Source organism: Spinactinospora alkalitolerans (genome assembly GCF_013408795.1).
GTDB classification, from domain to species: domain Bacteria; phylum Actinomycetota; class Actinomycetes; order Streptosporangiales; family Streptosporangiaceae; genus Spinactinospora; species Spinactinospora alkalitolerans.
This window is the reverse complement of record NZ_JACCCC010000001.1, coordinates 2,450,729-2,464,591: the sequence shown is the minus strand read 5'-3', so window position 1 is coordinate 2,464,591 and position 13,863 is coordinate 2,450,729. Positions and strand designations below refer to the sequence as shown.

12 protein-coding genes are annotated in these 13,863 nt (G+C 73.9%); 7 read left to right on the top strand and 5 right to left on the bottom strand.

What is annotated here, in order from left to right; all coding sequences use genetic code 11:
- Positions 1–19: 19 nt before the first annotated feature.
- Genes HDA32_RS10830 through HDA32_RS10815 form a run of 4 tightly spaced genes read left to right on the top strand, consistent with a single transcriptional unit; the run spans position 20 to position 4,466 of the window.
- On the top strand, positions 20–232 hold the full coding sequence (locus HDA32_RS10830) for a hypothetical protein (protein WP_179643069.1): 213 nt from the start codon (positions 20–22) through the stop codon (positions 230–232).
- On the top strand, positions 226–1,683 hold the full coding sequence (locus HDA32_RS10825; protein ID WP_218882400.1) for a sodium:solute symporter family protein: 1,458 nt from the start codon (positions 226–228) through the stop codon (positions 1,681–1,683). Before HDA32_RS10830 ends, HDA32_RS10825 begins: the two co-directional genes overlap by 7 nt.
- Before the next feature lie 19 nt (positions 1,684–1,702).
- Positions 1,703–3,061 (top strand): amidohydrolase, encoded by a 1,359-nt coding sequence (locus tag HDA32_RS10820; RefSeq protein WP_179643068.1) that lies wholly within the window; start codon positions 1,703–1,705, stop codon positions 3,059–3,061.
- Positions 3,062–3,095: 34 nt separating this feature from the next.
- Positions 3,096–4,466: an amidase gene (locus tag HDA32_RS10815; RefSeq protein WP_179646608.1), complete on the top strand. Its 1,371-nt coding sequence runs from the start codon at positions 3,096–3,098 to the stop codon at positions 4,464–4,466.
- Positions 4,467–4,545: 79 nt separating this feature from the next.
- On the opposite strand, the gene HDA32_RS10810 is transcribed toward HDA32_RS10815, so the two are convergent.
- Positions 4,546–5,955, bottom strand: coding sequence for an MFS transporter (locus tag HDA32_RS10810; protein ID WP_179643067.1), 1,410 nt, complete (start codon positions 5,953–5,955; stop codon positions 4,546–4,548).
- Positions 5,956–6,001: 46 nt separating this feature from the next.
- Positions 6,002–7,291, bottom strand: coding sequence for an alkyl sulfatase dimerization domain-containing protein (locus HDA32_RS10805; RefSeq protein ID WP_179643066.1), 1,290 nt, complete (start codon positions 7,289–7,291; stop codon positions 6,002–6,004).
- A 165-nt stretch (positions 7,292–7,456) separates the two neighbouring features.
- Between HDA32_RS10805 and HDA32_RS10800 the strand changes: the two genes are divergently transcribed.
- Positions 7,457–8,125, top strand: coding sequence for a TetR/AcrR family transcriptional regulator (locus tag HDA32_RS10800; RefSeq protein WP_179643065.1), 669 nt, complete (start codon positions 7,457–7,459; stop codon positions 8,123–8,125).
- Positions 8,126–8,170: 45 nt separating this feature from the next.
- Here the strand turns inward: HDA32_RS10800 and pdxR are convergent, their stop codons facing one another.
- The gene (pdxR, locus tag HDA32_RS10795) at positions 8,171–9,658 is read right to left on the bottom strand and encodes a MocR-like pyridoxine biosynthesis transcription factor PdxR (RefSeq protein WP_179643064.1); all 1,488 of its coding nucleotides are present in this window, start codon (positions 9,656–9,658) and stop codon (positions 8,171–8,173) included.
- An 84-nt stretch (positions 9,659–9,742) separates the two neighbouring features.
- On the opposite strand from pdxR, the gene HDA32_RS10790 reads away from it, so the two are divergent.
- A complete protein-coding gene (locus HDA32_RS10790) occupies positions 9,743–10,354 on the top strand; it encodes a LysE family translocator (protein WP_179643063.1) in 612 nt (203 codons plus the stop codon).
- A gap of 59 nt (positions 10,355–10,413) precedes the next feature.
- Here HDA32_RS10790 and HDA32_RS10785 read toward each other — a convergent pair whose 3' ends face one another.
- Positions 10,414–11,457: a helix-turn-helix domain-containing protein gene (locus HDA32_RS10785; RefSeq protein WP_179643062.1), complete on the bottom strand. Its 1,044-nt coding sequence runs from the start codon at positions 11,455–11,457 to the stop codon at positions 10,414–10,416.
- A 707-nt stretch (positions 11,458–12,164) separates the two neighbouring features.
- A complete protein-coding gene (locus tag HDA32_RS10780) occupies positions 12,165–13,145 on the bottom strand; it encodes an alpha/beta hydrolase (RefSeq protein ID WP_179643061.1) in 981 nt (326 codons plus the stop codon).
- Positions 13,146–13,408: 263 nt separating this feature from the next.
- On the opposite strand from HDA32_RS10780, the gene HDA32_RS10775 reads away from it, so the two are divergent.
- Entirely contained in the window at positions 13,409–13,792 is a 384-nt protein-coding gene (locus HDA32_RS10775; protein ID WP_179643060.1) for a RapZ C-terminal domain-containing protein, read from the top strand.
- Positions 13,793–13,863: the final 71 nt, after the last annotated feature.

The following is a 13,863-nucleotide window of genomic DNA, read 5'->3' as shown; positions in this document are numbered from 1 at the left end:
GGACCACCGGGGCGCTCCGGTGAGCCGCAAAGGCGCCGTGGCGTTGCTGGCCGTTCCCGTCGCCGCACTGCTGTCGTCGGTGTGGCTGCCGTTCGTCAACACCGACCGGCTCTGGTTCGGCCTGCCCGCGCTGTTCGTCTGGACCTCGGTGTGGGTCCTGGCGATCACGCCGTTCCTGGCGCTGGTGAACCGCACCCACCGCGGTGCCGACGAGGAGGACGGCCCGTGCTGACCACGACGTTCCTGGTGTCCCTGGCCGGAATGGCCGTCATCGCGCTCCTCGGCCTGCTCGGCCGCAAGAAGTCGGTGAACCTCTCGGAGTGGACGGTCGGGGGCCGCGACTTCGGCGCGCTGTCGATGTGGTTCCTCCAGGCCGGCGAGTCGTTCACGACCTTCACCTTCCTCGCCGTCGCCGGCCTGGCGTTCACCGGCGGCGCCGCCGCCACCTACGCCATCCCCTACATCCCGCTGAGCTACCTCGGACTGTTCTTCATCGGCCCGATGATCTGGCGGCTGGGCAAGGAGCACGGCTACATCACCCAGGCCGACTTCTACGCGCACCGCTACTCCAGTCCGCTGTTCGGCAGGCTCGTCGCCGTCATCGGCGTGGTGTTCCTGCTGCCCTACCTGCAGCTGCAGATCACCGGGCTGGGCCTGATCGTCGAACTGGTCACCGGGGACGCGGCGTCGGGCACGCTGAGCATGATCGTGGCGACCGTTCTGATGGTGGCCTTCGTCCTGTGGTCGGGGATCCGCGGCATCGCGACGACCGCCTACTTCAAGGACGCGCTGGTGATCGTCGTGATCGCGGTCATCGCGGTCCTGGTCCCGATGCACTACGCCGGCGGAATCGGCGCGCTGTTCGAGCAGGTCCGCGAGCTGCGCCCGGAGATGCTGACCGTCGGCGACGTCGAGGGCTTCTCCCGGACCTGGTGGTTCAGCAACGTCCTCGTCTCCGCGCTGGGCAGCGCGTTCCTGACGCTGCCGCATATGTGGCCGCCCATGCTCGCCTCCCGCAGCGCGGCGGTGATCCGCACCAACAACGTGTTCCTGCCGCTGTACCAGGTGGTCATCATCCTGCCGATCATCGTCGGCTTCACCGGGCTGCTCGTGCTCGACTCCGGCACCCGCAGCGACGCCGTGCTGCTCACGCTCGCCGCCGGCGCGCTGCCGGACTGGGCCACCGGCGTGGTCGCCGTCGCCGCCGCCGCGACCGCGATGGTGCCCGGGGCGGCGATGTGCCTGGGCATCTCGACGCTCGTCGCGAACAACCTGGTCACACCGCGCGGGGAGCGCGCGAGGTTCGCCGTCAACCACGGCGTGGTGGTCGCCTCGGCCTCGCTCGCGCTGGTCCTGGGCATCCTGCGCCCCGACCTGCTGGCGAACCTGCTGCTGCTCACGTTCAGCGGCCTGACCCAGCTCGCGCCGGCGCTGCTCGCCGCGATCGGCAGGCGGCGGCTGCTCGACGCGGGGCCGGCGATGCTGGGCATGCTGACCGGTGTCGGCGCGGTCATCGTCCTGACGTTCACACCGCTGCGCTTCGGCGACGTCAGCGAGGGCGTCGTCGCACTCGTCGTCAACGTCGCGGTGGCCGCCGCGGCCCAGCTCGTGCTGAACGCGCGCCGGAGGGCCGGCGCGCCGGAGGAGCCGACGCCGTCGGTGCCGGTCGCCGCGGAGAAGTAGAGAGGGAGGAGTGCGAGCCATGAGCGACACGACCGCGACGGATGCGGCAGCGGAGCGCGCGCGGCTGAAGGCCGCCGTCTGTGCGGAGATCGACCGGCGCGCCGAGGAGGTCACCGCGGTCTCCGAGGAGGTCCTGCGCCACCCCGAGACGGGCTGGCGGGAGACGCGCACGTCGGAGCGGGTGCGGCGGTGGTTCGACGGCATGGGCCTGGCCCACGAGGACGGGCTCGCCGGGACCGGCGTCAAGGCCCGCATGCGCGGCCGGACGTCGCGGCGCACCGTCGCGGTCCTCGGCGAGCTGGACTCGCTGCTGGTCTCCGGCCACCCCTACGCCGACCCCGAGACCGGCGCTGCGCACGCCTGCGGGCACAACGCCCAGATCGCGTCGATGATCGGGGCCGGGTTCGGCCTGGCCCCGGTCATGGACCGGCTCGACGGCGACGTCGCGCTGTTCGCCGTGCCTGCTGAGGAGTGCATCGAGGTCGACTGGCGGCTGTCGCGCCGGGAGGCCGGGGACTTCGAGTTCATCCTCGGCAAGCCGGAGCTGATCCGGCTCGGCGCGTTCGACGACGTCGACATCGCGATGATGACGCACGCCGGGCCGATGGTGAGCTCGCCGGCCGCGGCGGTCGCGATGTCGGCGAACGGCTCCCTGGTCAAGCGCGTCACGTTCACCGGCGTCGCCGCGCACGCGGGCGCGACGCCGTGGGCCGGCGCCAACGCGCTGAAGGCCGCGACGCTGGCGATCGCGGCGATCGACGCGCAGCGCGACACCTTCGACGACGCCGACACCGTGCGGGTCAGCCAGATCCTCACCGGCGGGGAGGCGGTCAGCGCGGTCCCGGCCCGCGCCGACATGGAGCTGATGATCCGGGCCGGGACGGTCGCGGCCATGCGCGACGCCGCGGCGAAGGTGGACCGCGCGCTGCGCGCCGGGGCGTTCGCGCTGGGCGTGGACGTGCGGATCGAGACGGTCGGCGGCTACCTCCCGCTGGAGACCGACGCGCCGCTCGCCGACCTGATGTACGCCAACTGCACCGATCTGTTCGGCGTGCGGGAGACGGTGCGCGACGGCGGCCGCATGGGCGGCTCCACCGACGCCGGCGACCTCGGCCACATCATGCCGGTCGTGCACCCGTGGGCGGCCTCCGGCAGCTCGGCGGCGTTCCACGGCCCCGGCTTCCACACCGCCGACCACGTCGCCGCCGCCGTGAACCCGGCGAAGTTCATGGCGATGACCGTCGTCGACCTGCTGTGCGACGGCGCCGCCGGGGCCGACCGGGTCGTCGCGGAGAGCGGGCCGAAGATGTCCCGCGAGGCCTACCTGGAGCTTCGCCGCTCCTTCGACACCGTGACCGGAGGAATCGTTGAGCACTGAGCTGTGCCGCCTGGACGCCGTGGAACTCGCGCGGATGCTGCGCGCCCGGGAGGTGTCGGCCCGCGAGGTGGTCGGGGCGCACCTGGACCGGATCGCGGCGGTCAACCCCGCGGTCAACGCGGTGGTGACGGTGTGCGCGGAGCGGGCGATGGCCGAGGCCGCCGCCGCCGACGAGCGCCTGGCCTCCGGCGCCGGGGTCGGCCCGCTGCACGGCCTGCCGATCGCGCACAAGGACACCCACGAGACCGCGGGCGTGCGCACCACGTTCGGCTCGCCGGTCTTCGCCGACCACGTGCCCGAACGCGACGAGCTGATCGTGGAGCGGATGCGCGCCGCGGGGGCCATCACGATCGGCAAGACCAACGTGCCGGAGTTCGCGGCCGGATCGCACACCTTCAACCCGATCTTCGGGACCACCCGCAACCCCTACGACACCGCCAAGTCGGCCGGCGGCAGCAGCGGCGGGGCCGCCGCCGCGCTCGCCGCGGGGATGCACCCGCTCGCCGACGGCTCCGACATGGGCGGCTCCCTGCGCAACCCCGCCTCCTTCAACAACGTCGTAGGCCTGCGCCCCACCCCCGGGCGAGTGCCCGCCTGGCCGTCGTCGCTGCCCTGGGAGACGATGGCGACGGCGGGGCCGATGGGGCGCACGGTCGCCGACGCCGCCCTGCTGCTGTCGGCGATCGCCGGACCCGACCCCCGGGCGCCCGGCGCGCTGGGCGAGCCGGGATCGGTGTTCGCGGCGCCGCTGGAGCACGACGTGCGCGGGCTGCGCGTGGGGTTCTCGCCGGACTTCGGCGGCGCGCTGCCGGTCGAACCGGAAGTGGCGCGCGTCGTCACCGAAGCGGCGAAGACGTTCGCCGGGCTGGGGTGCGTGGTGGAGGAGGTCCGTCCGGACCTCTCCGGCGCCGACGAGGTGTTCCGCACGCTGCGCGCCTGGCAGTTCCACCTGGCGTTCGGCCCGCTGATCGAGGCCCACCCCGGCCGGGTGAAGGAGGCCGTGGTCGCCAACGCCGCGGCCGGCCGCGCACTGTCGGGCGAGGACGTCGGCCGGGCCAAGGAGGGGCTGGCCGCGCTGTTCCACCGGTTCCGGGAGTTCTTCGGCCGCCACGACCTGCTGCTGCTGCCGGTCAGCCAGCTTCCGCCGTTCGACGTGGGACTGGAGTACCCGACCGAGGTCGCGGGCGAGCCGATGAGGGACTACCTCGACTGGATGCGCTCGGCCTGCCACGTGACGGTGACGGGCTGCCCGGCGATGTCGGTGCCGGGCGGCTTCACGCCGGACGGCCTGCCGGTGGGCGTCCAGCTCGTCGCGCCCTACGGGGCCGACCTGGCGCTGCTCCGCCACGGCCGCGCGTTCGAGCGGGCCACCCGCTTCGCCGAACGCCGTCCGGCACTGGAGTGACCGGCCGCCCCCGGTGCTGAGGGAGGGACGCCCGCGGGCGGCGTGGGCGCAGCCGCCCCGCCGCCCGCGGGGTCGGCCCTCACCCGGTCTTCGCGGGTGGCGGAGCCGAGCCGATCCGCGCCGCGTCGCGTTCGGGACGGGTGCAGGCGAGCGCGACGGCGCCGCACACCACGGTCAGGACGCCCCAGAAGAGGAAGGCGTTGTTGAGCCCGGCCTCCTGGGTGGCGGCCTGCTCGGCGATGAGCCCGGTGAGCCACGGCGCGATGATCCCGGCGAGGCCGTAGACCGCCGCGTAGGTGCCCAGCACCCCCGCGCGGCGGGCGGCGGGGGCGATCTGGCCGATGACGGTGCTGCCGACAGGGAAGGCGATCAGGCCGATGCCGCCGAGGACGCTGCAGGCGAGCTTGGGGTACAGGCCGGGGGCGTACACGAAGCCGATGAACGCGAACCCGGCCGCGATCACGCAGGCGCCGCCGAGGGCGCCGCGCGAGACGCGGCCGGAGAAGCCGCGGGCCATGAGTGCCTTCATGGTGTAGCCGAGCCCGATGTAGACGGCCACCGTGGTGAAGATCTGCCCGACGATGATGAACAGGCTGATCTGCTGCTCGGTGAGGTGCAGCACCTGTTCGGCGTAGAGCGGCTTGAAGGACAGGCCCACGGCGATCGCCCAGTTCCCTGCGAAGGCGCCCAGCGACACGGCGATGAAGGTGGGCGTGGTGACGATGCGCAGGAAGGACGGCCCTGTGCCCGGAGCGGGCGCGGCGCCCCCGACGGGGCCGGGACCGTGCGCGTCCGCCGCGGTGGTGTCGGGGGCCGCGGCGCTCGCCTTCGCCGCGGTGGCCGGTGCGGTCGCGGCCGTGGAGTCGGGGTCCCTGCGGCTGAGTGGCCCCTCCCGTCCGACGAAGATCCAGGCCAGGCACCACACTACGCTGGCCAGCCCCGAGACCAGGAACGCCGCCCGCCAGCCGTGGTCGACGATGAGCCAGGTCAGAACCGGTGCGCCGATCATGACGCCGAGCGAGCCGCCCGCCGAGAGCAGGGAGCTGGCCAGGTTGCGGTCGCCGTCCCTCAGCCAGGAGAAGGCCGCGTGGTTGACCAGGCCGTAGGTGGGGCCCTCCGATGCGCCCAGCAGCAGTCGGGAGAACAGGATGACCCCGAGGCCGGTGGCGAAGACCATGGAGATCTGCGCCACGCCCCACAGCACCGCGATCGCGCCCAGCGGCCGGGTGCTGCCGGTCCGGTCGGCCGCGAACCCGACCAGCAGGGTGGTGATGAAGAAGGGCACGTAGAAGGCGCTGCCGGCCAGCCCGAACTGGTCGAGCGTCAGGTCGAACTCGGCGATGATCGGGGTGGCGGCGAGGCCGAACGCCAGCTTGTCGGCGTAGTTCAGCGCCATCAGCACCACGAGCATCGCGACGATGAGCCAGGCCCGGCGGGAGCCGGCGGCCGCTTCGGGGGGCGTGTCCCGCTTGGCGGTACGGAGTGCCACGGTTTCGGCGCCTTTCACTCGTAACGGTCCTTCGGACGTGCCGGGGTCAGCCGCGGGAGGCGAGGTCGCGCTCGCCTTCGCGGCTGGCCGCGGCCGCGTGGCCGAGGATGTTGCGGACCATGAGGGAGGACTCCCCCGCGGCGCGCTCGGCGTAGATCCGGGCGCGCAGCTCGTGGACGTCGGCGTCGTCGGGCGCCGCGCGCACGGCGTGCTCGACGAGGTGGCAGGCGAGCCGGGAGTCCCCGTCCCGGTGCAGTTCGGCGGCGCGGTCGAGCACGCTGCGCACCCCGCCGGCCAGGCGCACCCATTCGCGCGCCTGCGCGTCCCGCGGCGCGGGCACCAGGTTGTCGGGCTCGCCGTCGTACCAGCCGCCGTAGCGGCGCCAGATGTTGCGGACGACGAACTGCGGATGGTCGTAGACGGGCTGCAGGTAGGGCCGGTCGGCCAGGTGGGCGGGGACGGAGACGGCATGGATGACCTCGTCCAGCGGCAGGCCCCGGTTCATCGCGGCCAGGGTCTGGGCCTCCAGGGACTCGAGCAGCTCGGCGGTTTCGGAGCAGGCCCTGCGGACCCGGTCGGCGCCGAAGACCGGCAGGCCGTGGCCGGGCAGCAGCAGTTCGGCGCCGAGGGCGGCCATCTCGCGCAGCGCGTGCGCCCAGTCGCTCGCGTAGCGCTGCACCTTCTGCGGGTTGCCGGCGTTGGGCAGCGCCCAGATGAACAGGTCGCCGGTGTGCACCGCCTTCAGCTCCGGGATCCAGGTCCAGGTGGCGTCGTCGGTCTCGCCGCGGGCGTGGTGCAGGTCGAAGGTGAGGTCGCCCCGGTGGAAGGCCATCCGGTCGCGGTAGCCGACATCGGGGTGGCGGAACCGGTCGGGCCAGCGGAAGTCCGGGGTGTCGACGGCGAACTGGCGGCGGTTGAGCGCGGTGTTGAGCCCGTTGGTGGCGCGGTAGCGGTCGAAGTGCGGGACGACGTCGGCGTGCGCGTGGACGACCGGGGCCGGCCACCCGCGTTCGGCGGCCTCCGCGTCGAAGGGGGCGACGCCGAAGACGTGGTCGACGTGGTGGTGGGAGTAGACCGCGCCGTACAGCGGGGTGTCGGGGCGCCAGTCGCGGATCCGCGCGTGCAGGTCGGCGGCCTCGGCGACGTGCCCGGCGTCCAGGAGCACCAGTCCGTCGCCGGTGTCCACGGCGTAGCTGTTGGCGAGCCCGCTGAAGACGAGGATCCGCTCGTGCACCTCCTCGGCGCGCGAGCGCCGGACCCGCACCGGATGGAAGTCGACCTTCAGGTCGAGGGCGCCCGTCCAGCCCTGCTCGGCGAGTTCCCGGATCGTCTGCATCGTGTGTCCCCCTGGGGTCGCGGCGCGGCCACTCTGCCTAACACTGTTCGGAAAAGCATGACGCAGGCCACATTAAAGCGTATGCTTTAATCCGGCAAGAGGGGATGCCGAGTACGTTGGGGGCAGCCGCCACTCGGACGCGTCCCCGCGACCACGAGGAGAACCATGCCCAGTCCGCGCTCTCCCGCGTCCACCACCAGGGAACGGCTCATCGAGACGGCCGAGCGGCTGTTCGCCGTCAACGGCATCGCCGCCGTCTCCCTGCGCGAGATCGCGGCGGCGGCCGGGCAGCGCAACACCTCGGCCGTGCACTACTACTTCGGCGACAAGCAGGAGCTGGTCCGCGCGATCTTCGAGTACCGGATGCGCGACATCAACGCCCTGCGGATGGAGATGCTCAAGCGGATCGCCGACGGCGGCCCGCAGGACGACCTCCGCGTCCTCCTGGAGGCCCTCGTCTTCCCCCTCGCGGCCAACATCCTCGAAGGCAGCCACTACGCGCGGTTCTTCTCCCAATTGGCCGCCGATCCCGTCCACCGGCGGGAGTTCCTGCACTTCGGCTGGGAGGAGGCCGACGGGCTGAACGCGGTGTGGGACGGGATCACCGCGCGCCTGTCCGGGCTGCCGGAGGCCGTGCTGCGCAACCGGCTGCGGATGCTGCGCACCCTCGTCATCATGACGGCGGGCGACATGGAGCAGCGCGGCGCGACCGCCGAGGCCGGCACGCCGCAGCCCTGGGCGGTGGACCTGGTGGACGCCGCCGAGGGAATGCTCACCGCCCCCTCGCGCGACGCCGAAGCCCCCCCGGGACGGGCGGACCGGCCAGTGTCCTGAGTCGTCGGCTCGGTGAAGATCGCCGCGCCGGTCACCGTCCCGCTGTCACGGCAGCCGCCGCAGGACGTCGGCCAGGGTCGCCACGCCCTCGCCGATGGCGGTCGGCGTGCTCGCGGCGTAGCCCAGGACGAGCCCCGGCCGGTCCGGGCGCCGGCCGTGCCACGACAGCGGATGCACCTTCACGCCGCGCGCGAGCGACGCTGCGGCGAGGTCGGCGTCGGCGAAGCCGGCGTCGAAGGTGATCATCAGGTGCAGGCCCGCCGCGGCGCCGTGCACGACCGCGTCCGGGAGGTGGGTCCTGATCGCGTCGATCATCGCGTCCCTGCGGCGGCGGTGGCGTCTGCGCAGGAGGCGCAGATGGCGCTCCATCTCCCCCGATTCCATCAGCCGTGCCAGGACCATCTGCGGCAGCACGGCGTTGCCGAGGTCGGCGTGGCGCTTGGCCGCCACGAGGGCGTCGCGGTACTTCGGCGGCGCGAGGACCCACCCCACGCGCAGGGCCGGAGCGAGGAGCTTGGACACGCTCCCGGCGTAGCAGACGTGCTCGGCGAGCATCGATCGCAGAGCCGGAACCGGTGGCCGGTCGTAGCGGTGCTCGGCGTCGTAGTCGTCCTCGATGACCAGCCCGCCCTCACCGGCCCACCGCATCAGCTCGCGGCGCCTCCCGCCGCCGAGCACCACCCCGGTCGGGAACTGGTGCGCCGGGGTCAGCAGGACGGCCGGGGCGCCCTGGGCGCGCAGCGCGTCGACGCGGATCCCTTCGGAGTCGACCGGGACCGGCGGGGCGACCAGTCCCCGGCTGCGCAGGTGCTGGCGGGCCCCGAGCGATCCGGGGTCCTCCACCGCCACCTCGGAGATCCCGTCGTGCCGGAGCACCTCCGCGAGCAGCCCGAGCGCCTGGGCGACGCCGGCGACGACGAGCACCTCGCCCGGGTCCGCCCTGATCCCGCGGTTGCGGGCCAGCCAGTTCACGACGGCCAGGCGCAGCGCCGCGGCCCCTCGGGGATCGCCGTACCCGAGGTCGGACGCCGAGAGGTCGCCGAGCACCGAGCGCTCGGCGCGCAGCCACGCCGCTCGCGGGAACGCGGCCAGGTCCGGCAGACCGGGCGACAGGTCGATCCGGGCCGGGACCGCTCGCAACGCGTCGAAGGCGTCCGCGCCGGGCGCGGCGAACAGCGCGTCCACCGGCGGCGGACCGGTGGGCGCGGGCGGCCGCGCCGCCGCCGGCGCGGCCACGGGAGCGGCGACGACGACCGTTCCGCGCCGACCGCGCCCGGCGACGTGCCCGTCCTCGGCCAGGCGCCGGTAGGCCTCGGTGACGACGCCGCGGGACACGCGCAGTTCCGCGGCCAGGACCCGGGTGGCAGGCAGCCGGTCGCCCACCGGCAGGCGGCCGTCCGAGATCGCGAGCCGGAGCCGCCGGGCCAGCCAGTCGGACAGCCCGCCCGCCGGCGCGTCGCCGATGTCCAGTTGGAGGAAGTCGGATCCGGACGTTATGGACCGGTCAAAGGCCTGCACTTTGGACCTGTTCACCGGACCACGATAGCGGCAGAGTGATCGGCGGCGGGGCACTCCCGGTGTCGCCGCCCGTACCACCGCCGCGCCCGGAGGACCGCCGTGACCATCGAGTTCCTGCTGACATCGCTCATCGTCGTCGCCACACCCGGCACCGGCGTCCTCTACACGATGGCGGCCGGCCTCTCGCGCGGCGCCCGCGCGAGCGTCGTCGCCGCGGCCGGGTGCACGCTGGGCACCGTCCCGCACGTGGTGGCGGCGATCACGGGACTCGCGGCGCTGCTGCACACGAGCGCACCGGCGTTCCAGGTCCTCAAGTACCTGGGGGTGGCCTACCTCCTCTACATGGCGTGGAGCACGCTGCGGGACGAGGGCGCGCTCGCGGTGCGGGAGGACACCGCTCCGCGTTCGGCGGTGCGGGTGATCGTCTCCGCCGTCCTGATCAACATCCTCAATCCGAAGCTCACGATCTTCTTCTTCGCGTTCCTGCCGCAGTTCGTGGGCGCCGGCGAGCCGAACGCGCTCCTTCACATGGTCGAGTTGAGCGCCGTCTTCATGCTGCTCACGTTCGTCGTCTTCGTCGGCTACGGCAGGTTCGCCGCCGTGATCCGCACCCGCGTCATCTCGCGCCCTCAGGTGCTGACCTGGATGCGCCGCGTCTTCGCGGGCGCGTTCGTCGCCCTCGGCGCCAGGCTCGCGCTCACCGAGCAGTGACGCCCCTCCCCTCTCTTCGATGCCGCGGCCGGTGGGCGGAGTGCGCCCGCCGAGGCGGTTCAGAAGTCCGTCCTGTGCAGGCGCCGCAGGGCGAGCGCGAGCTGGAGGCGCAGCCGGCCGGCGGGCTCGACCGCGTTCCAGCCGAGCCTGGCCTCGGCCTGGCGCATCCGCTCCCGCAGGGTCGAATGGTGCACGTGCAGGGCGGTGGCGGCGGCGCGCAGGCTGGCGTGGGTGGCGACCGCGTCCAGGGTGACCAGCATCCACGGCGCGGCATCGGAGGCCCGGTCCAGCCGATGGACGTCGGGGACCACGGGAGCGCCCCGGTCGACCCCCTCGGCGAGGACGGCGAGCCCGCCGAGCCGGTCCGCCTCGACGGTGCGCGGCCCCGGATCGACGGCCGTGCCCGCGGCGGTGAAGCGCAGTGCGAGGTGCGCCGCCGCCCACGATCCGGGCAGCTCCTCGACGGGGACGGCGGGACCGATCCCGACGCGCCCCGGCGGGGCGGGCCGGGGACGGCCGAGGTGCTCCACGAGGGCCTGGGCCCCGCCGATCCGGGCGGCGCCGGGCAGCGGCGCGGCGCCGTCGGTGAGCACGGCGAGCGCCCGCACCCGCGCTGCGGCCGGGTCCAGGCCCAGGCGGCGGGCGGCCCGCAGCCGGATGTCGCCGGAGGCCTCGGCGTCGAGCAGCACTTCGACGGAGGCGGGGTCGTCATCGGGGAAGAGGCGGCCGCGGGTGCGGTCGAGGACGACGCGCGCACCGGCGGCCAGGCGTTCGAGCACGATCTCGTCGAGGGGGCGCGGGCCGGCGGCGCGCTCGATCCAGACGCGGGCCTCGCCCCCGGGGTGGTGCAGCGCGGTCGACGGCCAGACCGGATCGGGCGGCGCGGCGGAGTCCAGTCGGCGGCCATCGGGCTCGACCCGGACGTGGACGCGCCGCTCGGGATCGGCCAGACGCGCGGAGCACCCCGTCAGCACGGCGGCGCCGCGCACGAAGGACTCCAGTCCCGCGTGCTCGTCGAGCAGGGTGTCGAAGTAGGCGATCACCTGGACGGCCGCGCCGGCGTCGGGGTCCAGCGCGGCCAGGCGGGCGGCGAGTTCCTGCATGGCGGCGATCCTGCTCCTGACCGGAGCGGTTGTCCAGATCGGCCGCAGGACGTGGTCGTGGTCGGGTCGGATCCTCTTCCGCCCCATCCCCTTCCCGCCGACGCTTCTCGACCGTTCTCGACCGTGAGTTTCAACCTCGGCCATCGGGGGTCGTGAAGCCTCAGCCCAAGGAGGGATCCGCGGTGACCGGGCGATCCTCTCGCGCGGCCGGAGGCCCATCAAGGGATCGCCCCGGCGCCGCGCCGCCCACGCCGCCACCGTGGGTGCCAGGGCGCGACCGGGGTTTCGGCGAGCGCCCACGGCGGCGGGCCGCCGTGGGCGACCGGGCCGGCCACCGAGGGCGTGAAACACCGGCCACAGGAGTTTGAACCCCGGCCCAAAGACTGAACGCACGCCGCCACCTCGGGCTCCGGGCCGAAACCGCGGTGTCGGTCTGTGCCCATGGTGTCGGCGTGCGCTTCGCGCGCGGGAGGGCGATTTCGCGTCCACGGGCCTTCGGCCACGCGAGAGAATCGCCCACCCGCACGCCACCCCTCCTGGGGCGGGCCTTCACAACCCCCTGGAGTCAAGGTGGAAGGGACCCACCCGCGCGCCCACTCCATCCCGGGGTTGGGGTTGAAGCCCCCCTGGGGTCGAGGTTGAAACCCAAAGTCGAGATCGCCGCCGGAGGAGACGCAGCCGCCTGCCGGTCCCCGACTTCCGCAGCCTCAGTAGGAGCCCAGCAGCCGCCGGATCCACTGGACGCGCGCCGCCTGGGCCGCCTGGGAGAGGGCGGCCTGCGGGAGCATCAGGTCGAAGCCGTGGAAGCCGCCGGGCCAGACGTGCAGCTCGGCCGATCCGCCGGCCTGCCAGATGCGGGTGGCGTAGGCGACGTCCTCGTCGCGGAAGGTCTCGACCGAGCCGACGTCGACGAACGCCGGCGGGAGACCGGACAGGTCGTCCGCGCGCGCCGGCGCGGCGTAGGGGGAGACGTCGGGTCCGCCGCGCTGCTCGCCGAGCAGCGCGCCCCAGCCGGTGAGGTTGGAGGTGCGGTCCCAGACGCCTTCGCCGTCGAGCTCGTGGCTGGAGGGCGTCTCGTTGCGGTCGTCGAGCATGGGGCAGATCAGCATCTGGCCCAGCAGGGCCGGGCCGCCGCGGTCGCGGGCCATGAGCGCGACGGCCGCCGCCAGCCCGCCGCCCGCGCTCGCCCCGGCGATCAGCAGCCGCTGCGGGTCGATGCCCACCTCGGCGGCGTTCGCGGCGGTCCACAGCAGTCCGGCGTAGCAGTCCTCAACGGGGGCGGGATGCGGGTGTTCGGGGGCGAGCCGGTACTCCACCGACACGACGATCACGCCGAGCTGCTCCACCCAGTCCAGCAGGGCGGTGATCGCGGTGCGGTTGTCGCCCATGATCATGCCGCCGCCGTGGATGTTGTAGACCCCGGGGGCCGGGGTCGCGGCGCCGGCCGGGCGGCAGATCAGCACCGACAGGTCGGGGGCGCTCTCGGGACCGGGGATGCCGCGCTCCTCGATCTCGATGCGCCCGCCCCGGCGCAGCTCCTCGTCGCCGGGCCGCTGGAGTGCGTTGCGCTCCCGCAGCGCGGGGATCAGGTCGGGCGTGAGCGTGCCGGGGGCCTGGCCGGCCATCACCATGGCCTGCAGGGCGGCGCTGAGCTCCGCATCGAACGGCGGATGCGCGGCTGTCGTCATCAAAGCCTCCTGGTGTCGCGGCCACACGAGCGTGACCTACGACTCATCCTTGGGTCCAGGCCGACGCGGCACCACCGCCATGCGGCGGGAGTTCCCGTCCCCTCCCCGCCACCTGGCGGAGGCGCGGCGGCGGGCGTACTTTCGCCGGTCTTGACCGTGTGGACCCTGAAACCACGGTTTCAACGTCGATAAGGTCGAAGTCGACGGGAAGGAGGCGGCTCAGGCCGACCGCGACTTCTGCAGGACCCGGTGAGAGGAGCCCCGTGCCCGACTTCGCCTTCACCTCCTTCGGGCGCGTGCACGGCGACCCGCCGCACGGCAGCGGTCTGCTGGTCGACCTGTCCGAGGCCCTGCACAATCCGCAGGCCGACCCGGCGATGCGCGAGCTGACCGGGCTGGACCCGCAGGTGCGCCGGCACGTCCTGGCCACCCCCGGCGCCGAGGAGATCGTCGAGCGCGTCGTCGGCCGGGCACTGGCGCTGCTGCCGTACTCCGCCCCGCCGGACGACCCGGTGAACGTGTTCGTGTGCTGCCAGGACGGCCGGCACCGCTCCGTGGCCGTCGCCGAGGAGTGTGCGCGGCGACTGCGCCGATGCGGTTTCACCGCGGAGACGGCCCACCGCCACATCGCGCGCGGCACCCGATGACCGCCCCGTCCCCGAACCGTCCGGAGGGTTCGGGGACGGGGCGGCGGGGCCGGGCCGGTCAGACGGCCGGG

What these genes read in the sequence shown, in the direction of transcription:
- HDA32_RS10780 (WP_179643061.1), bottom strand. Translation starts at nt 13,145, where the DNA reads ATGACGACAGCCGCGCATCCGCCGTTCGATGCGGAGCTCAGCGCCGCC.
- HDA32_RS10800 (WP_179643065.1), top strand. Translation starts at nt 7,457, where the DNA reads ATGCCCAGTCCGCGCTCTCCCGCGTCCACCACCAGGGAACGGCTCATC.
- HDA32_RS10820 (WP_179643068.1), top strand. Translation starts at nt 1,703, where the DNA reads ATGAGCGACACGACCGCGACGGATGCGGCAGCGGAGCGCGCGCGGCTG.
- HDA32_RS10805 (WP_179643066.1), bottom strand. Translation starts at nt 7,291, where the DNA reads ATGCAGACGATCCGGGAACTCGCCGAGCAGGGCTGGACGGGCGCCCTC.
- HDA32_RS10815 (WP_179646608.1), top strand. Translation starts at nt 3,096, where the DNA reads ATGCTGCGCGCCCGGGAGGTGTCGGCCCGCGAGGTGGTCGGGGCGCAC.
- HDA32_RS10785 (WP_179643062.1), bottom strand. Translation starts at nt 11,457, where the DNA reads ATGCAGGAACTCGCCGCCCGCCTGGCCGCGCTGGACCCCGACGCCGGC.